General features: G+C 53.6%; 18 protein-coding genes and 1 pseudogene. 10 read left to right on the forward strand and 9 right to left on the reverse strand.

Annotated elements, in window-relative coordinates; all coding sequences use genetic code 11:
* Positions 1 to 41 precede the first annotated feature (41 nt).
* The 4 genes from gyrB to dnaA are packed head-to-tail and all read right to left on the reverse strand — an operon-like array spanning position 42 to position 6,066.
* A complete protein-coding gene (gene gyrB / locus E6P06_RS27365) occupies positions 42 to 2,456 on the reverse strand; it encodes a DNA topoisomerase (ATP-hydrolyzing) subunit B (protein ID WP_003844435.1) in 2,415 nt (804 codons plus the stop codon).
* 28 nt (positions 2,457 to 2,484) lie between these two features.
* Entirely contained in the window at positions 2,485 to 3,558 is a 1,074-nt protein-coding gene (gene recF / locus E6P06_RS27370) for a DNA replication/repair protein RecF (RefSeq protein WP_003023865.1), read from the reverse strand.
* Positions 3,558 to 4,658: a DNA polymerase III subunit beta gene (gene dnaN, locus E6P06_RS27375; RefSeq protein WP_003023863.1), complete on the reverse strand. Its 1,101-nt coding sequence runs from the start codon at positions 4,656 to 4,658 to the stop codon at positions 3,558 to 3,560. The genes recF and dnaN overlap by 1 nt, the downstream gene beginning before the upstream one ends.
* Before the next feature lie 4 nt (positions 4,659 to 4,662).
* Positions 4,663 to 6,066 (reverse strand): chromosomal replication initiator protein DnaA, encoded by a 1,404-nt coding sequence (dnaA, locus tag E6P06_RS27380; protein ID WP_003023861.1) that lies wholly within the window; start codon positions 6,064 to 6,066, stop codon positions 4,663 to 4,665.
* 606 nt (positions 6,067 to 6,672) lie between these two features.
* Between dnaA and rpmH the strand changes: the two genes are divergently transcribed.
* From rpmH to E6P06_RS27425, 9 genes and pseudogenes are all read left to right on the forward strand, one after another.
* Positions 6,673 to 6,813, forward strand: a complete 141-nt coding sequence (rpmH, locus tag E6P06_RS27385) for a 50S ribosomal protein L34 (protein ID WP_003023858.1) — start codon at positions 6,673 to 6,675, stop codon at positions 6,811 to 6,813.
* Positions 6,814 to 6,830: 17 nt separating this feature from the next.
* Entirely contained in the window at positions 6,831 to 7,190 is a 360-nt protein-coding gene (rnpA, locus tag E6P06_RS27390) for a ribonuclease P protein component (protein WP_003023848.1), read from the forward strand.
* Positions 7,154 to 7,411, forward strand: coding sequence for a membrane protein insertion efficiency factor YidD (gene yidD / locus E6P06_RS27395; protein ID WP_003023846.1), 258 nt, complete (start codon positions 7,154 to 7,156; stop codon positions 7,409 to 7,411). The genes rnpA and yidD overlap by 37 nt, the downstream gene beginning before the upstream one ends.
* A gap of 2 nt (positions 7,412 to 7,413) precedes the next feature.
* Entirely contained in the window at positions 7,414 to 9,060 is a 1,647-nt protein-coding gene (gene yidC, locus E6P06_RS27400) for a membrane protein insertase YidC (RefSeq protein ID WP_003023844.1), read from the forward strand.
* Between the two features lie 105 nt (positions 9,061 to 9,165).
* Positions 9,166 to 10,530, forward strand: a complete 1,365-nt coding sequence (gene mnmE / locus E6P06_RS27405; RefSeq protein WP_139935890.1) for a tRNA uridine-5-carboxymethylaminomethyl(34) synthesis GTPase MnmE — start codon at positions 9,166 to 9,168, stop codon at positions 10,528 to 10,530.
* A gap of 183 nt (positions 10,531 to 10,713) precedes the next feature.
* Positions 10,714 to 11,896: pseudogene (locus E6P06_RS27410) on the forward strand (MFS transporter).
* Positions 11,865 to 12,827, forward strand: coding sequence for an HTH-type transcriptional regulator YidZ (gene yidZ / locus E6P06_RS27415; RefSeq protein ID WP_139935891.1), 963 nt, complete (start codon positions 11,865 to 11,867; stop codon positions 12,825 to 12,827). Before E6P06_RS27410 ends, yidZ begins: the two are co-directional and overlap by 32 nt.
* Before the next feature lie 166 nt (positions 12,828 to 12,993).
* Positions 12,994 to 13,740 carry a 4'-phosphopantetheinyl transferase superfamily protein gene (locus E6P06_RS27420; RefSeq protein ID WP_049015864.1) on the forward strand — a complete coding sequence of 249 codons (747 nt, stop codon included), beginning with the start codon at positions 12,994 to 12,996 and terminating at the stop codon, positions 13,738 to 13,740.
* A 30-nt stretch (positions 13,741 to 13,770) separates the two neighbouring features.
* Positions 13,771 to 14,337 (forward strand): NADPH-dependent FMN reductase, encoded by a 567-nt coding sequence (locus E6P06_RS27425; RefSeq protein ID WP_003023832.1) that lies wholly within the window; start codon positions 13,771 to 13,773, stop codon positions 14,335 to 14,337.
* Positions 14,338 to 14,391: 54 nt separating this feature from the next.
* On the opposite strand, the gene adeP is transcribed toward E6P06_RS27425, so the two are convergent.
* Positions 14,392 to 15,729, reverse strand: coding sequence for an adenine permease AdeP (gene adeP / locus E6P06_RS27430; protein ID WP_003023830.1), 1,338 nt, complete (start codon positions 15,727 to 15,729; stop codon positions 14,392 to 14,394).
* Between the two features lie 167 nt (positions 15,730 to 15,896).
* On the opposite strand from adeP, the gene yieH reads away from it, so the two are divergent.
* The gene (yieH, locus tag E6P06_RS27435; RefSeq protein WP_016151219.1) at positions 15,897 to 16,562 is read left to right on the forward strand and encodes a 6-phosphogluconate phosphatase; all 666 of its coding nucleotides are present in this window, start codon (positions 15,897 to 15,899) and stop codon (positions 16,560 to 16,562) included.
* A gap of 84 nt (positions 16,563 to 16,646) precedes the next feature.
* On the opposite strand, the gene phoU is transcribed toward yieH, so the two are convergent.
* Genes phoU through pstC form a run of 4 tightly spaced genes read right to left on the reverse strand, consistent with a single transcriptional unit; the run spans position 16,647 to position 20,056 of the window.
* Complete coding sequence (gene phoU, locus E6P06_RS27440) at positions 16,647 to 17,372, reverse strand: phosphate signaling complex protein PhoU (RefSeq protein WP_003023824.1); 726 nt, start codon at positions 17,370 to 17,372, stop codon at positions 16,647 to 16,649.
* A 14-nt stretch (positions 17,373 to 17,386) separates the two neighbouring features.
* Positions 17,387 to 18,160, reverse strand: a complete 774-nt coding sequence (gene pstB / locus E6P06_RS27445) for a phosphate ABC transporter ATP-binding protein PstB (RefSeq protein WP_003023821.1) — start codon at positions 18,158 to 18,160, stop codon at positions 17,387 to 17,389.
* A 46-nt stretch (positions 18,161 to 18,206) separates the two neighbouring features.
* The gene (gene pstA, locus E6P06_RS27450) at positions 18,207 to 19,097 is read right to left on the reverse strand and encodes a phosphate ABC transporter permease PstA (RefSeq protein WP_003023819.1); all 891 of its coding nucleotides are present in this window, start codon (positions 19,095 to 19,097) and stop codon (positions 18,207 to 18,209) included.
* Entirely contained in the window at positions 19,097 to 20,056 is a 960-nt protein-coding gene (gene pstC, locus E6P06_RS27455; RefSeq protein ID WP_003023817.1) for a phosphate ABC transporter permease PstC, read from the reverse strand. The genes pstA and pstC overlap by 1 nt, the downstream gene beginning before the upstream one ends.
* Positions 20,057 to 20,083 lie beyond the last annotated feature (27 nt).

Here is a 20,083-nt window from a genome sequence, read left to right on the forward strand (position 1 = left end):
CTTCGCTTATCAGGCCTACAGGAGCAGGCCTGAGGTACATGTTAGATATCGATATTCGCCGCTTTCAGGGCATTCTCTTCGATAAACGCGCGACGCGGTTCAACGGCATCACCCATCAGCGTGGTGAACAGCTGGTCGGCAGCAATCGCATCCTTCACGGTAACGCGCAGCATACGACGGCTTTCCGGATCCATGGTGGTTTCCCACAGCTGTTCCGGGTTCATCTCGCCCAGACCTTTATAACGCTGGATAGCGAGGCCGCGACGTGACTCTTTCTGCAGCCATTCCAGCGCCTGCTCGAAGCTGGCAACCGGCTGGCGACGCTCGCCACGTTCGATAAACGCATCGTCCTCGATCAGTCCACGCAGCTTCTCGCCGAGCGTACAAATACGACGATATTCGCCACCGGTCACAAATTCATGCTCCAGCGGATAATCGGTATCAACGCCGTGGGTACGCACGCGGATCACCGGCTCGAACAGGTTCAGTTCAGCGTCTTTACGCACAAAGCTGTTCCAGGTGCTGCCGTGAACTTCGTTTTCATTCAGTACGTTAACCAGCTGGGACACCCAGGCAGTGACTTTCGCTTCATCAGCCAGATCGGCTTCAGCCAGCGTCGGCTGATAAACCAGTTCTTTCAGCAGCGCTTTCGGGAAACGACGTTCCATACGGCCAATCATTTTCTGCGTCGCGTTGTATTCAGAAACCAGTTTTTCTAACGCTTCACCCGCCAGGGCTGGTGCGCTGGCATTGGTGTGCAGCGTGGCGCCATCAAGGGCGATAGAGATCTGGTACTGATCCATCGCTTCATCGTCTTTGATGTACTGTTCCTGCTTGCCTTTCTTCACTTTGTACAGCGGCGGCTGTGCAATGTAAACGTGGCCGCGCTCAACGATTTCCGGCATCTGACGATAGAAGAAGGTCAACAGCAGCGTACGGATGTGCGAGCCGTCGACGTCCGCATCGGTCATGATGATGATGCTGTGATAACGCAGTTTGTCCGGGTTGTACTCGTCGCGACCGATGCCGCAGCCCAGCGCGGTGATCAGCGTCGCCACTTCCTGAGAAGAGAGCATCTTGTCGAAACGCGCCTTCTCAACGTTAAGAATTTTACCCTTCAGCGGCAGAATCGCCTGGTTCTTACGGTTACGTCCCTGCTTCGCAGAGCCGCCCGCTGAGTCCCCTTCCACCAGGTACAGTTCAGAGTGAGCCGGGTCGCGTTCCTGACAGTCCGCCAGTTTGCCCGGCAGACCCGCTAAGTCCAGCGCGCCTTTACGACGGGTCATTTCACGCGCGCGACGTGCAGCTTCACGAGCACGCGCAGCATCAATGATTTTGCCGACGACGATTTTCGCGTCAGACGGGTTTTCCAGCAGGTATTCGCTCAGCAGTTCGTTCATCTGCTGTTCTACCGCCGATTTCACCTCAGAGGAGACCAGCTTATCTTTGGTCTGAGAGGAGAATTTCGGATCCGGTACCTTCACGGAAACAACGGCAATCAGGCCTTCACGGGCATCGTCACCGGTAGCGCTGACTTTCGCTTTTTTGCTGTAGCCTTCTTTGTCCATGTAGGCGTTCAGGGTACGGGTCATCGCCGCACGGAAGCCTGCAAGGTGAGTACCGCCGTCACGCTGCGGAATGTTGTTGGTGAAGCAGTAGATGTTTTCCTGGAAACCATCGTTCCACTGCAGCGCAACTTCAACGCCGATACCGTCTTTTTCAGTGGAGAAGTAGAAGATATTCGGGTGGATCGGCGTTTTGTTTTTGTTGAGGTATTCAACAAACGCCTTGATGCCACCTTCGTAGTGGAAATGGTCTTCTTTGCCGTCGCGCTTGTCGCGCAGACGAATAGAGACGCCGGAGTTCAGGAATGACAGCTCACGCAGACGCTTGGCCAGAATGTCGTATTCGAACTCAACGACGTTGGTAAAGGTTTCGTGGCTTGGCCAGAAACGGACCTGAGTCCCCGTCATTTCTGTTTCGCCAGTTACTGCCAGCGGCGCCTGCGGCACACCGTGCACGTAAGTTTGCTGATGCACTTTGCCTTCGCGACGAATCACCAGTTCCAGCTTCTGTGACAGGGCGTTAACGACGGAAACACCCACACCGTGCAGACCGCCGGAAACTTTATAGGAGTTATCATCGAATTTACCGCCTGCGTGCAGAACGGTCATGATAACTTCCGCCGCCGAAACGCCCTCTTCCGGGTGAATACCGGTTGGGATACCACGGCCATCATCGGTAACGGACACGGAGTTATCAGCGTGAATCGTTACCACGATATCTTTACAGTGACCCGCGAGCGCTTCGTCGATAGCGTTATCTACCACCTCGAATACCATGTGGTGCAGACCGGTGCCGTCATCCGTGTCGCCGATATACATACCCGGGCGCTTACGCACCGCATCCAGTCCTTTCAGGACTTTGATACTGGAGGAGTCATAAGAATTCGACATCAACGTTTCTCGCTCATTTTATCTTGGGTTAATCCGTTATTTTACCCTTTTCCACGGTAAACATCTTCGAATTTTCATCGGACATGTCTATAACGTGTTCAGCGCTAATTGCGCTGACAAAGACCTGAGATTGCGTGGCTTTTAAGCGGCTGGCCAGCAGCCCGCGACGCGCATCATCCAGTTCAGAGGCAAAATCATCTATCAGGTACAGGCAGCGCCGTCCGCTTTCGCGGGTCAGGAACTCCCCTTGCGCCAGACGTAAGGCGCACATCAGCAGCTTGAGCTGCCCACGCGACAACGTATCTTCCACCGGCGCACCGTCGGCGCGAATGCGGAAATCCGCCTTATGCGGACCGTGCGCGGTGTAGGTCAACATGCGATCGCGTTCAAAACTACGTTCCAGCACTTCGGCGTAATCTGTCTCTTTCTCCCAGCCGCGCTGGAAAGAGAAGGAGAGAGAAAACTCGGGAAGAAACTGCTGGCAGGTATCCGCCATATCCTGCGCGATACCGGCGCTGTACTCCGCGCGCCAGGTGCTGATTTGTTCCGCCAGTGGGATCAGTTCTTTATCCCACGGGCGCAGTTGCTCATAACGACTCACCTGGCGCAGCGCTGCATTGCGCTGCTTGAGCAGTCGCTTCAGGTTACTCCAGGCGGTGAAAAATCCGGCTTCATTGTGAAAGCATCCCCAGTCAAGGAATGCTCTTCTGTATTTGGGGCCGCCATTGAGTAAAGTAAACCCCTCAGGCGTGATCAACTGCATCGGCATCAGGTGCGCCAGTTCCGCGACCTTGTGCCCGTCAGTGCCGTCAATGCGCACTTTGCTGTCACCCAGTTTGTCTTTCGTCAGGCCAATCGACGTCTCACGTTCTTCACCCTGCAAACGCCCGTGTAAAACAAACGACTCCTGCTCGTGGCGAATCACGCGGCCAATCTGCAAACTGCGAAACGCCCGACCATGGCCGAGCGTATAGATAGCTTCCAGCACGCTGGTTTTGCCGCTGCCGTTAGCGCCTACCAGAAAGTTAAAGCCGGGAGATAAAGCGAGATCCGCATTTTCGATATTGCGAAAATCGCGGATCAACAGGCGGGTCAGCGACATTACAGTCTCATTGGCATAACAACGTAAGCCGCGCTCTGGCTGGCTGCATCTTCAATTTGTACACTGGAGACGGAATCGGTCAGCAGAATACGCACGTTTTCGCACTTCAGCGCGTTCAGAACGTCCAGTACGTAGCTAACGTTAAAGCCGATTTCCAGTTCAGTACCAGGATAGGAAACATCCAGAATTTCTTCTGCTTCTTCCTGCTCCGGGTTGTTGGCAGTGATTTTGAGCTGGTTTTCGCTGACATACAGACGCACGCCACGGAATTTCTCGTTGGAGAGAATCGCCGCACGCGCAAACGCCTGTTTGAGGATATCGCAACCGGCTTCCAGATGTTTGTCCGGATTCTTCGGCAATACGCGGCGATAATCCGGGAAACGACCGTCAACCAGCTTGGAAGTAAAGATGAAGTCACCAACGTGCGCACGAATATTGTTGCTGCCAATCTGCACGCGCAGCGGGTTATCGCCGCCGTCGAGCATACGCATCAGTTCAATCACACCTTTACGCGGTACGATCACCGAATGGCTAGGCAACGGCTGACCGACAGGCATTGAACAGACCGCCAGGCGGTGACCGTCGGTCGCCACGGTACGCAACTCTTCCCCTTCGGTTTCAAACAGCATGCCGTTTAAGTAGTAACGCACGTCCTGATGCGCCATCGAAAACTGCGTGGCTTCAATCAGGCGCTTCATTGTCGCCTGTGGCAGGGTGAATTCGACTTCGCTCTGCCAGTCGTCCAGATTCGGGAAGTCGGCGGCAGGCAGCGTAGACAGCGAGAAACGGCTGCGGCCAGAACGCACCAGCATACGGTCGCCTTCCAGTTGAACGGCAATTTCCGCCCCTTCTGGTAATCCACGGCAAATATCGAAGAATTTACGCGCCGGAACGGTGGTCGCACCAGGTTCATGAGGCTGGATCAGCGCCACGCGCGCCACCATCTCCATTTCGAGATCGGTACCGGTAAGCGAAAGGGTGCCGTCAGCAACCTGCAGCAGCAGGTTTCCGAGGATCGGCAGTGTAGGACGTCCACCCAGCGGGCCGCTGACCTGCTGAAGCGGTTTTAATAAATGTTCACGTTCAACGGTAAATTTCATAGCGTCACGAAGATAATGTTCTGATTAAATTGGAGAAATCTTCTTTAATATCATGGCTTTCTTCACGCAACTGCTCAATCTTGCGGCAGGCATGAAGCACGGTAGTATGGTCACGCCCACCAAACGCGTCGCCAATTTCCGGCAGACTGTGGTTAGTGAGCTCTTTTGCCAGCGCCATCGCCATCTGGCGCGGACGAGCTACCGAGCGAGATCGACGCTTAGAAAGCAGATCCGCAATTTTGATTTTGTAATACTCCGCCACCGTCTTCTGGATATTGTCGATGGTGACCAGCTTTTCCTGCAAAGCCAGCAGATCGCGCAGCGCTTCACGCACGAAATCGATAGTAATCGCCCGGCCGGTAAAATTGGCGTTGGCGATCACGCGGTTCAGTGCGCCTTCCAGCTCACGTACGTTAGAGCGTAGACGCTTGGCAATAAAGAACGCTACTTCACCCGGCAGACGAATGTCGTTTTCGTCGGCTTTTTTCATCAGGATCGCAACACGCGTTTCCAGTTCGGGCGGTTCGATCGCGACAGTCAGTCCCCAGCCAAAACGGGATTTCAGACGATCTTCAACGCCGTTGATCTCCTTCGGATAGCGATCCGAGGTCAGGATGATCTGCTGATTGCCTTCCAGCAGGGCGTTAAAGGTGTGGAAAAACTCTTCCTGCGATCGCTCTTTATTCGCGAAGAATTGGATATCGTCAATCAGCAGCGCGTCAACGGAACGGTAGTAGCGTTTAAACTCTTCGATCGCATTGTTTTGCAGGGCTTTGACCATGTCCTGCACAAAACGCTCGGAGTGCATATACACCACTTTGGCGTTTGGCTTACGCGCCATAATGCCGTTACCGACAGCGTGCAGCAGGTGAGTTTTACCCAGGCCCGTACCGCCATAAAGGAATAACGGATTGTAGGCGCCGCCAGGATTGTCCGCCACCTGACGTGCCGCCGCGCGCGCCAGTTGGTTAGATTTACCTTCAACGAAGTTATCAAACGTGTGTTTGACGTTGACGTTAGAACGATAGGTAGGTTCTGCCGGAGCCGGGACGTTATCCCAGCCTGGACGCGCCGCCGGAGCAGCACGTTGTGGTTGCACTTGCTGAGTCACGTGGGCGGGCGCAACAACGTTGTTGACCGGCGTTTTCAGCGTTTGCGTGACGGGTTTAGTACCGACTTCAAAGCGCAGCTGTGGGGCATCCGCTCCACAGAAATTATTGAGTAATCCATTAATATTATTAAGGTATTTATCCCTTACCCAATCGAGCACGAAACGGTTTGGCGCGTACAAAGCCAGCGTGTTATCGCTCAGTTCCGCCTGCAACGGGCGTATCCACATACTGAACTCTGTGGCTGGTAACTCATCCTGCAATCGGGCAAGACACTGCTGCCAAAGCGAAAGTGACACGGCGGACTCCACTCGAACAAAAGTCGATAAATGACAAAGGCTGAAACATTCATGATTGTTGACGCACACCGACAAGACCCTATGCAAAGGGTGACGTGCGAATTGCTATCTGCAATTTTTACCCGATCAGGATCCATTGAAACGATCAGGACCGCGGATCATAGCGTAAACTGAGAAAGAGATCTTCTGTTTCTCACAGATTCTTCCCGATTTATCCACAGGATGATCCAGAATCGGCTAAGTGTAAACGATCCTGGAGAAGTGCTGCAGGTTTTAGCGCGCATATTGAAAAAATTAATGAGTAAAGATGCTTTACTGCTTAAACGATCTAATAAAGATCCCGAGCGATCCTTGCGCTTTATCCACCAGCCCGTATAATTCTTACCCCCAGCGAGTAACGGTCGCCTTACGGCGTCAACGCTGCCTGTTTTTTACGCGAAACCATGCGGAAAAAAGCGGGAAATAAGGAAAGAGAATTGACTCCGGAGTGTACAATTATTACAATCCGGCCTCTTTAATCACCCACACTGTGGCGTAAGTCGTTCGAAATTCGTTCGGGTATACGCAAAAGTCAGTGAATTTATTCAAGTTTAGGTAGAAATCGCCATGAAACGCACTTTTCAACCGTCTGTACTGAAGCGCAACCGTTCTCACGGCTTCCGTGCTCGTATGGCTAATAAAAATGGTCGTCAGGTTCTGGCACGTCGTCGTGCTAAAGGCCGTTCTCGTCTGACCGTTTCTAAGTAATAAAAGCTAGCCCCTGAGTGGTTAAGCTCGCATTTCCCAGGGAGTTACGTTTGTTAACTCCCACTCATTTCACATTCGTCTTCCAGCAGCCACAACGGGCTGGCACGCCGCAAATCACCATCCTCGGCCGCCTGAATTCGCTGGGGCATCCCCGTATCGGTCTTACAGTCGCCAAGAAAAATGTTAAACGTGCGCATGAACGCAATCGGATTAAACGTCTGACGCGTGAAAGCTTCCGTTTACGTCAGCACGACCTTCCAGCAATGGATTTCGTGGTGGTGGCGAAAAAAGGGGTTGCTGACCTCGATAACCGTGCTCTCTCGGAAGCGTTGGAAAAATTATGGCGTCGCCATTGTCGCCTGGCTCGCGGGTCCTGATAGCCCTCATTCGGGTCTATCAACGCCTGATCAGTCCGCTGCTTGGGCCGCATTGCCGTTTCACTCCAACCTGTTCGAGCTACGGAATTGAGGCATTGCGCAGGTTTGGAGTGATAAAAGGCAGTTGGTTGACGGTGAAACGCGTATTAAAATGCCACCCTTTACACCCTGGTGGTGACGATCCCGTCCCGCCCGGACCATTTGATACCAGAGAACACTAACGATGGATTCGCAACGCAATCTTTTAGTCATCGCTTTGCTGTTCGTGTCTTTCATGATCTGGCAAGCCTGGGAGCAGGATAAAAACCCGCAACCTCAGGCCCAACAGACCACGCAGACAACGACCACCGCAGCGGGTAGCGCCGCAGACCAGGGCGTACCGGCCAGTGGCCAGGGGAAACTGATTACGGTTAAAACTGACGTGCTTGATCTGACCATCAACACCCGTGGTGGTGATGTGGAACAGGCTTCACTGCCAGCTTACCCGAAAGAACTCGGTTCTACCGAACCGTTCCAGTTACTGGAAACCACGCCACAGTTCATCTACCAGGCACAGAGTGGCCTGACAGGTCGTGACGGCCCGGATAACCCGGCTAACGGCCCGCGTCCGCTGTACAACGTCGAAAAAGACGCGTTTGTACTGGCTGACGGTCAGAACGAACTGCAGATCCCGATGACCTATACTGACGCAGCGGGTAACACATTCACTAAAACGTTTGTACTCAAGCGTGGTGAATATGCTGTCAACGTTAACTACAGCGTGCAGAACGCCGGCGAAAAACCGCTGGAAGTCTCCACCTTTGGTCAGCTGAAGCAATCCATCAATCTGCCATCTCATCGCGATACCGGAAGCAGCAACTTTGCGCTGCACACCTTCCGCGGCGCGGCGTACTCCACGCCGGATGAGAAGTATGAGAAATACAAATTCGACACCATTGCTGAAAACGAAAACCTGAACGTCAATGCTAAAGACGGCTGGGTCGCAATGCTGCAACAGTATTTCGCAACGGCATGGGTTCCGCGTAACGACGGCACCAACAACTTCTATACCGCTAACCTGGGTAACGGCATTGCCGCTATCGGCTATAAGTCACAGCCGGTACTGGTACAGCCTGGCCAGACTGGCGCGATGACCAGTACCCTGTGGGTCGGCCCGGAAATTCAGGATAAAATGGCGGCCGTTGCACCGCACCTGGATCTGACCGTGGATTACGGCTGGTTGTGGTTCATTTCTCAGCCGCTGTTTAAACTGCTGAAGTGGATCCATAGCTTCCTGGGTAACTGGGGCTTCTCCATCATCGTTATCACCTTTATCGTTCGTGGCATCATGTACCCGCTGACCAAAGCGCAGTACACCTCCATGGCGAAGATGCGTATGCTGCAGCCGAAGATTCAGGCAATGCGTGAGCGTCTGGGCGATGACAAACAGCGTCAGAGTCAGGAAATGATGGCCCTGTACAAAGCTGAGAAGGTTAACCCGCTGGGCGGCTGCTTCCCGCTGATCATCCAGATGCCAATCTTCCTGGCGTTGTACTACATGCTGATGGGCTCCATTGAACTGCGTCATGCGCCGTTCGCTCTGTGGATCCATGACCTGTCTGCACAGGACCCGTACTACATTCTGCCGATTCTGATGGGCGTGACGATGTTCTTCATTCAGAAGATGTCTCCGACCACCGTAACCGACCCGATGCAGCAGAAGATCATGACCTTTATGCCGGTCATCTTCACCGTGTTCTTCCTGTGGTTCCCGTCAGGTCTGGTGCTGTACTATATCGTCAGCAACCTGGTAACCATTATTCAGCAGCAGCTGATTTACCGTGGTCTGGAGAAGCGTGGCCTGCATAGCCGCGAGAAGAAAAACTCCTGATTCGGTGTAGGCCGGATTAGGCGAAGCCGCCATCCGGCAAACGGAACATAAAGTAAAGGGCGGTCATTAGACCGCCTTTTTTATTGCATTAAGAAGAGACAAACCATGAGCCATAACGACACCATCGTCGCTCAGGCCACCCCACCGGGACGTGGTGGCGTGGGTATCCTGCGTATCTCCGGCCTGAAGGCGCGTGAGGTCGCAGAAACCGTACTGGGGAAACTACCCAAACCGCGTTATGCCGATTATCTGCCGTTTAAAGACGCGGATGGCAGCACGCTGGATCAGGGGATTGCCCTGTGGTTCCCCGGCCCGAACTCCTTTACCGGCGAAGACGTTTTAGAGCTTCAGGGTCACGGAGGTCCGGTGATTCTTGACATGCTGCTCAAACGTATTCTGACCATTCCCGGGCTGCGCATTGCCAGACCCGGTGAATTCTCCGAGCGCGCGTTTCTCAATGATAAGCTCGATTTAGCCCAGGCCGAGGCGATTGCCGACCTGATCGATGCCAGCTCGGAGCAAGCCGCTCGCTCGGCGCTGAACTCGTTGCAGGGTGCATTTTCCGCACGGGTAAATCATCTTGTGGAAGCGCTCACTCACCTGCGCATCTATGTGGAAGCGGCGATCGACTTCCCGGATGAAGAAATCGACTTCCTGTCTGACGGCAAGATTGAAGCGCAGCTCAATAACGTTATCAGCGATCTTGATGCCGTACGTGCCGAAGCGCGTCAGGGTAGCCTGCTGCGCGAAGGGATGAAGGTAGTCATTGCCGGTCGCCCTAACGCCGGGAAATCGAGCCTGCTGAACGCGCTGGCAGGCCGTGAGGCGGCTATTGTGACCGACATTGCGGGGACAACTCGCGACGTACTGCGTGAGCATATTCATATCGACGGTATGCCGCTGCACATCATCGACACCGCCGGTTTGCGCGATGCCAGCGATGAAGTTGAACGCATTGGTATCGAACGTGCCTGGCAGGAAATCGAACAAGCCGACCGTGTGCTGTTTATGGTGGATGGCACCACCACCGATGCCGTGGACCCGGCTGACATCTGGCCAGACTTTATTGCCCGTCTGCCAGCCAAACTGCCAATTACCGTGGTACGTAACAAAGCGGATATTACCGGTGAAACGCTGGGCCTTAGCGAAGTAAATAGCCACTCACTGGTTCGTCTCTCCGCACGTACCGGTGAAGGCGTTGACGTACTGCGTAACCATCTCAAACAGAGTATGGGCTTTGAAACCAATATGGAAGGCGGCTTCCTGGCGCGTCGTCGTCACCTGCAGGCGCTGACAGAAGCTGCAGAGCATCTCGAGCAGGGTAAAGCCCAACTGCTCGGCGCATGGGCCGGAGAATTGCTGGCAGAGGAGCTACGTCTGGCGCAGCAGAACCTCAGTGAGATCACCGGGGAATTTACCTCCGACGATCTGCTGGGACGAATTTTCTCCAGTTTCTGTATTGGTAAGTAACGTTGTGTTGCCCGGTGGCGCGATGCTTGCCGGGCCTACAGGCCCTGTAGGCCGGATAAGGCGTTTACACCGCCATCCGGCAACAACAATTTCCCATGCGGAAATCACTGTTGTCCAAATGGCAACTCGTGCAGTTGACTCTCTGACCGTATGCTTAGCGCCACATTTCTCATGAGGGTCGCTATGACACGCTTTCTAATCTGCAGTTTCGCCCTGGTTCTTCTTTATCCTGCCGGTATTGATATGTATCTGGTGGGGCTGCCCCGTATTGCGGCCGATTTACAGGCCAGCGAGGCGCAACTGCATATCGCGTTTTCGGTTTATCTGGCAGGAATGGCGACGGCGATGCTTTTCGCCGGAAAAGTTGCCGACCAGTCAGGACGTAAACCAGTCGCTATTGTCGGTGCACTCATTTTTATTTTCGCCTCTGCGCTGTGTTCATTTGCCGAGAGCGGTACGCCGTTCCTGGTAGGCCGCTTTATTCAGGGGGTGGGCGCCGGCTGCTGCTATGTGGTGGCTTTCGCTATTCTGCGCGATACGCTCGACGATCGTCGCCGGGCGAAGGTACTGTCGTTGTTGAACGGTATTACCTGTATCGTGCCGGTGCTGGCTCCGGTGATGGGGCATCTGATCATGCTCAAATACCCGTGGCAGAGCCTGTTCTACACGATGATGGGAATGGGTGTGGCTGTTTGCCTGCTGTCGGTGTTTGTCCTGCGAGAATCGCGCCCAGCAACGCTTATGGCGACGATGGAAAAGAACCACACAACCGAATCACTGGTAAACCGCTTTTTCTTAAGCCGTCTGGCCATTACCACCCTTAGCGTGTCGGTGATCCTGACCTTTGTGAATACGTCTCCGGTGCTGCTGATGGAAGTGATGGGCTTCGACCGCGGCGAGTACGCCACTACCATGGCCATGACCGCTGGCATCAGTATGGCGGTCTCTTTCTCTACGCCATTCGCCCTGAGCGTGTTTAAGCCTCGCGTTATGATGCTGACCTCGCAGGTGCTCTTTCTGTGTGCTGGCGTGGTGTTAACCCTTGCTACTTCACACGCGGGTAACGTTGTTCGGGTTAACCTTAATCTGCGCCGGATTCTCGGTCGGTTTCGGTGTTGCGATGAGCCAGGCGCTGGGACCGTTCTCGCTGCGCGCGGGCGTCGCCAGCTCGGCATTAGGTATTGCACAGGTTTGCGGTTCCTCGCTGTGGATTTGGCTGGCGGCTGTTCTTGGCCTTGATGCGCTGAATATGCTGATCGGGATTCTGATTGGCTGTAGCATAGTGAGTATCATGCTGATTATCACTGTTGCACCTAACCGGTCCGCGCCAACTCATGAAGAAATCCCTCAGCAGTCTCGATCTTAATTTATTGCTCTGCCTGCAGCTGTTGATGCAGGAACGCAGCGTCACTAAAACCGCTAAACGGATGAACGTCACTCCGTCGGCGGTCAGTAAGTCGCTGTCGAAGCTGCGGGCCTGGTTTGACGATCCCTTGTTTGTGAACACCCCGCTGGGGCTATCGCCGACGCCGCTGATGGTGGTCAGCATGGAGCAGAGCCTGGCTGAATGGATGCAGATGGGCAATCAGTTGCTCGATAAGCCGCACCATGAATCGCCGCGCGGGCTGAAGTTTGATCTGGTGGCCGAAACGCCACTGGTGATGATCATGTTCAACGCGCTCTCCCGGCAGATTTACCAGCGCTATCCTCAGGCGACGATCAAAATACGCAACTGGGACTATGATTCGCTGGATGCCATAATTCGCGGTGAAGTGGATATTGGCTTCACCGGGCGCGAAAGTCATCCGCGTTCGCGCGAACTGCTGAGTTTGTTGCCATTGTCGATCGACCATGAAGTGCTGTTTTCCGATCTGCCCTGCGTCTGGCTACGTGAAGATCATCCCGCACTGCAGGAAGAGTGGAATCTGGACACCTTTCTGCGCTATCCGCACATCAGCATTAGCTGGGAGCAAAGCGATACCTGGGCGCTGGATGAAGTCCTGCAAGAAATGGGGCGCGCACGCAATATCGCGTTATGTCTGCCTGGTTTTGAGCAATCGCTGTTTATGGCAGCGCAGCCGGATCACGCGCTGATTGCCACCGCACCGGTTTATTGCCAGCGTTATAACCAACTCCACCAGCTTCCACTCGTTGCGCGGCCGATGCCATTTGATACGGCGCAACTGGAAAAAATGCGCGTACCGTTTACTCTTCTTTGGCATAAACGCAACAGCCACAATCCTAAGATCGTCTGGCTAAAAGACACGATCAAGGCGCTTTATCGCGATATATCCTGACGATCCGTCATTTTGGTGTTTCAAAATCGACCATTCTGGCAACAGAAATGTAAATATCGCGTAATGTATCCCATTTCCGCTTACTTTTTGGGCAGCAAAGCCTGCCCGGAAGCCGTGTAAATGTTACTCTGGTGATAATCACGGACCATTAATCACGGAGCGAAAAATGGCGACACATTTTGCCAGAGGGATTCTTACGGAGGGACACCTGGTATCAGCTCGCCTCCCTTCTCCATGCCATATCGAAGCAAGAGATCTGCCCGCTCATCGCCGGACACGTTTCCTGGCCTCCCGAAGTCTTCTCGCCGAACTGATGTTCATGCTTTACGGCACCAGCACGTTGCCTGAGATTGTTACTGAGGCGAAAGGTAAGCCCGTTTTTCGCGATAAGAATCTACCGGGATTTTCGATCTCTTATGCCGGGAATATCGTCGGCGTTGTGCTAACGACTGAAGGAACGTGCGGCCTGGATATGGAACTTCAGCGGGCAACCCGCGGGTTTAACAATCCAAATTCAGCGGAAACGTGGCGCTTCTCCAGTAACGAAAACCTGTGGATCAATAATCAAAACGACCCCAATGAAGCACGCGCGCAGCTCATTACATTGCGCCAGAGCGTACTCAAACTCACTGGCGATGTATGCAATGACGATCCGCGCGAACTCCAGCTTTTACCCGGCGCAGGACGACTGAAATGTGCCCATGTGGCGCAGGTTGAAGCCATTTGCGATGCGGAAGATGTACTGGTGTGGTCAGTTGCGGTTACGCCAACCATTGAAAAACTCAAGGTTTGGGAGTTTGATGGTAAACAGGACTGGAAAAGTTTGCCTGATATCCAGACTCGCGCCAATGAGCCAACGGGTCGTCTGATCCGGTTCTCTCAATTATGCGCAGCGAAAAGCCATACGCTTTGATTTAACCTTTATGATGAAACAGGAGTCACCATGTCTGAAACATTGAATGTTGTTACGTTACTGGGAAGTCTGCGCAAAGGTTCGTTTAATGGAATGGTTGCCCGTACACTGCCCAAGATTGCTCCCGCAGGAATGGAAGTGAGCGCGTTACCGTCGATTGGTGATATCCCACTGTACGATGCCGATCTCCAGCAGGAAGAAGGTTTTCCGGCCAGCGTAGAAGCACTGGCTGAGCAAATCAGAAAGGCTGACGGTGTCGTCATCGTCACACCTGAATATAACTATTCTGTTCCGGGCGGACTGAAGAACGCCATCGACTGGCTGTCTCGCCTGCCCGATCAGCCATTATCCGGCAAACCGGTGCTGATCCAGACCAGCTCCATGGGTGCCATTGGCGGCGCGCGCTGCCAGTACCATCTGCGTCAAATCCTGGTGTTCCTCGACGCCATGGTAATGAACAAGCCGGAATTTATGGGCGGGGTCATTCAAAACAAGGTGGATCCGCAGACGGGTGAAGTGATTGACCAAAGCACGCTGGACCATCTGACCGGCCAGTTGACCGCATTTGGCGACTACATCCAACGCGTGAAAGCCTAAAAGAAAAAGCCCGCCAGCAACGATGCCTGGCGGGCAGTTGTCCAGACCGATATTTTAATGCGCGTCGATAAACACAATCTTCAGCACAAACAGCAGCGCGACAACGATGACGCACGGGCTGAGATCGCGGAAACGTCCAGTACCGATTTTCATCACGCAGTAAGAGATAAAGCCCAGCGCAATACCTTCGGTAATTGAGAAGCTAAACGGCATCATCACGGCGGTAATAAACGCCGGAACCGCTTCAGTCAGATCATCCCACTTCACGCGTGACAGGCTTGATGTCATCAGGACACCAACGTAAATCAGCGCACCTGCAGCTGCATAGCCCGGTACCATTCCCGCCAGCGGCGACAGGAAGATAACCAGCAGGAACAGCAGGCCAACGACGACTGCAGTCAGGCCGGTACGGCCACCAACCGACACCCCGGAAGAGGATTCAATATAGGCGGTAACGGAAGAAGTCCCGATAAACGCCCCGGTAACCGACGACACGCTATCCACATACAGCGCCTGCTTCATGCGTGGGAACTTGCCCTTCGCGTCCGCCAGACCGGCTTTATCCGTCACGCCAATCAGCGTACCGGAGGAGTCAAACAGGTTGACCAGCATGAACGAGAAAATCACACCCGCCAGGCCAATGTTAAACGAACCGGCCAGATCGACATGTCCGATAACGGACATCACGCTCGGCGGCGCAGAAACGATACCGTTGTAATGGACATCGCCCAGCATCCAGCCCAGCAGCGTGGTTACAATGATGGAAATCAGCACCGCAGCATGAATATTACGTGACGCCAGAATCGCGATGATAAAGAAGCCCAGAATACCGAGAAGTACGCTGTGGGACGTCAGGTTACCGATAGACACCAGCGTGTCTTTGTTGGCGACGATAACACCTGCGTTTTTCAGCCCCATCATGCCGATGAACAGACCGATACCACTGGTGATCCCCACTCGCAGGCTCACCGGGATATTGGCAATCATCCAGTAACGTACGCGGAAAATGGTCAGCAGCAGCAGACCTACCGCGCCCCAGAAGATAGCCCCCATACCGATCTGCCATGACAGGCCCATCGCGCCGACGACCACGAAAGCGAAAAATGCATTCAGGCCCATAGCAGGCGCAAGTGCGACCGGCAGGTTAGCAAATAGCCCCATCAGGATGCTACCAAAGGCAGCAATAAGGCAGGTGGTAACAAAGACGGCGCTGGTATCCATGCCAGCCACGCCAAGAATTTGCGGGTTAACAAAAACGATATACACCATCGTCAGGAAGGTGGTTAAACCGGCGATCACTTCGGTCCGTGCCGTCGTGCCATGTTCGCGCAGTTTGAACACGCGTTCCAGCATCCCCTGGCCAGAAGCCTGGGTTGTGTGTTGTTGACTCATTATCAATTTCCGAACAAGGAGGGAAAATTCGTCGCTATCCTATACCAAAATGCGACAATAGGGTTGGGTTATGAGCAACTTTTTTCATTGATTTTGCTTATACGGCAACGATTGCGTCGCCCAATAATGCATTACGAAAACGTTAAACTTGTTAAAACGGAAATGACATGTCCCAGATAGAAGCCGTATTTTTTGACTGTGACGGTACCCTTGTCGACAGTGAAGTGATTTGTTCTCGCGCGTATGTCAGCATGTTCCAGGCGTTTGGCATTACGCTCGATCTTGAAGAAATTTTCAAACGCTTCAAGGGGGTAAAGCTGTACGAGATCATCGACATTATCAACGAAGAGCACGGTGTCGAACTGGCAAAAGCCGATTTAGAACCGGTTTACCGCGCTGAGGTCGCACGTCTGTTCGATACCGAGCTGGAAGTCATTGCTGGTGCGAACACGCTGCTGGACAGCATGGCTGTGCCAATGTGCGTGGTGTCTAACGGTCCGGTCAGCAAAATGCAGCATTCGCTGGGTAAGCTGGGCATGTTGCACCATTTTCCTGATTTACTGTTCAGCGGCTACGATATCCAACGCTGGAAGCCCGATCCGGCCCTAATGTTCCATGCGGCAAAAGCAATGGACGTTAATGTTGAGAACTGCATTCTGGTTGATGATTCCAGCGCAGGCGCGCAGGCGGGGATTGCGGCGGGGATGGAAGTGTTCTACTTCTGCGCCGATCCGCATAACAAACCGATCGATCATCCAAAAGTCACGACCTTTACCGATCTGACACAGTTGCCGGAATTGTGGAAGGCACGGGGTTGGGATATTACCCGGTAATTATTTGTAGGCCCGGTAAGCTTGCGCCACCGGGCAATTGCCGGATGGCGCTAACGCTTATCCGGCCTACTTTCTACGTTTTTATCACTCTTTAGGATCTTTGCCCGCCAGCAGCTTATCCAGCTCATCGCCGCCCACGTGACGGAAGTCTTGTCCCTTCACGAAATAGAAGATGTATTCGCAGATATTCTGGCAGCGGTCACCGATACGTTCGATGGAACGTGCGCAGAACAGCGCGGTCAGCACGCTTGGAATGGTACGTGGGTCTTCCATCATATAAGTCATCAGCTGACGCACGATGCCTTCATACTCCTGGTCGACTTTCTTATCTTCGCGATAAATACGTACCGCTTCGTCGAGATCCATACGCGCAAACGCATCCAACACGTCGTGCAGCATCTGCACGGTGTGACGACCCAGCGACTCCAGACTTACCAGCAGCGGCTGGTGTTGTTGCGAGAACTTCTCCAGCGCGGTGCGGCAAATTTTATCTGCCACGTCGCCAATACGTTCCAGCTCAGCGATGGTTTTGATAATCGCCATCACCAGACGCAGGTCGCTCGCTGTCGGTTGACGCTTGGCGATGATGCGCACGCAGGCTTCGTCGATCGCCACCTCCATCATATTGACGTTCTTATCGCCTTCAATGACGCGCTTCGCCAGCTCGCTGTCCTGATTGTGCATCGCCGTGATTGCATCAGAAAGCTGCTGCTCGACCATGCCGCCCATGGTCATCACCTGGGTACGGATGCTTTCCAGCTCTGCATTGAACTGGCCGGAAATATGTTTATTAAGGTTAAGGTTATCCACAACAAGCTCCTGAATCAGCCGTAACGACCGGTGATGTAATCTTCAGTTTGTTTCTTCGCGGGCTTGGTGAACAGATCGTCCGTGTTACTGAACTCAATCAACTCGCCCAGGTACATAAATGCCGTGTGATCGGAACAACGCGCAGCCTGCTGCATGTTGTGGGTAACGATAACGACGGTGTAATCCTCTTTCAGCTCAGTGATCAGCTCTTCGATACGCCCGGTAGAAATAGGGTCGAGCGCTGAACATGGCTCATCAAGCAGAAGCACTTCCGGGCGAATGGCGATGCCACGCGCAATACACAATCGCTGCTGCTGACCACCCGAGAGAGAGTACCCGCTCTGGTGTAATTTATCTTTGGTTTCATTCCACAATGCGGCCTTGGTCAATGCCCACTGCACGCGTTCGTCCATATCCGCACGCGAGAGTTTCTCAAACAGACGTACGCCAAAAGCGATGTTGTCGTAGATGGACATCGGGAACGGCGTGGGCTTCTGGAATACCATGCCCACTTTGGCACGCAGCAGAGCGATATCCTGGGTATTGGTGAGAATATTGTCGCCATCCAGCAGAATTTCACCTTCCGCACGTTGCTCCGGGTACAGTTCAAACATTTTGTTGAACGTACGCAGCAGCGTCGATTTACCACAGCCAGAAGGCCCGATAAACGCCGTTACCTGGTTTTTAGCAATATCCAGGTTGATGTTCTTCAGGGCATGGAATTTGCCATAGTAGAAGTTCAAATCACGAACCTGAATTTTACCTGGGGCAGTATCAACCATACTCATTTCAATCTTTTCCTCATCCGGCGCCGCATCAGCCACGCCGTAAAAATTAACCGTGTTTCTTCTTCGCGAAAATGACGCGCGCCAGAATGTTCAGCAGCAGTACGCACAGGGTAATAATCAGTACCCCAGCCCAGGCCAGTTGCTGCCACTCAGCAAACGGGCTCATCGCAAACTTAAAGATAGTGACCGGCAGGTTGGCGATAGGCTGCATCATGTCAGTGCTCCAGAACTGGTTGGAGAGCGACGTAAACAGCAGCGGAGCCGTTTCACCTGCGATACGAGCAATTGCTAACAGAACACCTGTAATGATGCCCGAGACAGACGCCTTCAGGGTGATCGCAGAAATCATCTTCCATTTCGGCGTACCCAGTGCATAGGCGGCTTCACGCAGGCTATCTGGCACCAGCTTGAGCATGTTCTCTGTGGTACGAATAACAATAGGCACCTGCAGCAGCGCCAGCGCGATCACGCCCGCCCAGCCGGAGAAATGCTCCATTTTTGCTACCACGATGGTGTAAACGAACAGACCGACCACGATGGATGGCGCAGAAAGCAGGATGTCATTGATAAAGCGGATGACCTCAGCCAGCCAGGACTTACGCCCATACTCCGCCAGGTAGATACCCGCCATAATGCCGAGCGGGGTACCAAACACGGTCGCCCACAGAATCAACAGACCGCTACCGGCCAGGGCGTTCGCCAGACCACCGCCCGCCGTATTCGGCGGCGGCGTCATTTCGGTGAACAGCGCCAGCGACATACCGTCAATACCGCGGGTGATCGTGGACATCAGGATCCAAATGAGCCAGAACAGACCGAACGCCATGGTCGCCATAGAGAGCGTCAGCGCGATGCGGTTTTTCAGACGACGACGCGCCTGCATTTTACGGCGGGATTCCGCAAGCTGAGCGGTGTTTTGCATTTCAAGCGTAGCCATTAGCGTGCCCCCTCGTTCTTCGCAAGGCGCATGATCATGAACTTAGACGCAGCCAGCACGATGAAGGTGATCACAAACAGAATCAGACCCAGCTCCATCAACGCTGCAACGTGCAGCCCAGATTCCGCTTCGGCAAATTCATTCGCCAGCGCAGAGGTAATACTGTTGCCCGGCATGTACAGCGAGGCGCTATCGAGCTGGTAGGTGTTACCGATGATAAAGGTCACCGCCATGGTTTCACCCAGCGCACGCCCCAGACCCAACATCACGCCGCCAATTACACCGTTTTTAGTGAACGGCAGGACGATACGCCAGATAACTTCCCAGGTGGTACAGCCGATGCCGTAGGCCGACTCTTTCATCAGTACCGGCGTTTGTTCGAACACATCACGCATAACCGCCGCAATGTACGGGATGATCATGATGGCGAGGATCACGCCAGCCGCCAGAATACCGATACCAAAAGCTGGGCCGGAGAACAGTGCGCCAACAAACGGAATGTTGGAAAGGATGTTTCCGACCGGCTCCTGGAAATAAGTCGCAAACAGCGGGGCAAAGATAAACAGCCCCCACATGCCGTACACGATACTCGGAATTGCCGCCAGCAGTTCAATAGCGATGCCCAGCGGGCGACGCAGCCAGCCAGGTGCAAGTTCAGTCAGGAACAGCGCAATGCCGAAACTCACCGGAACGGCAATCAGCAGTGCAATAAGTGAGGTAACCAGCGTACCGTAAATCGGTACTAAAGCACCGTAGATATCGTTCGGCGCATCCCAGTCTTTGGTCCACAGAAAGGAGAAACCAAATTTCTGAATGCTTGGCCAGGAGGAGATAACCAGAGAGACAATAATGCCACCCAACATCAATAGCACAATCAGCGCAGCCAGTCTTACCAGCGCGCTGAAGATCATGTCACCCTTTTTACCCGGTGGGTTAAAAGCAGGCTTGGTTGCAGCCATAAATCACTCTTTAAGTTAAACGCGTTT

Origin of the sequence: Citrobacter sp. CF971 (assembly GCF_006385635.1) — a bacterium.
Lineage (GTDB): Bacteria > Pseudomonadota > Gammaproteobacteria > Enterobacterales > Enterobacteriaceae > Citrobacter > Citrobacter freundii.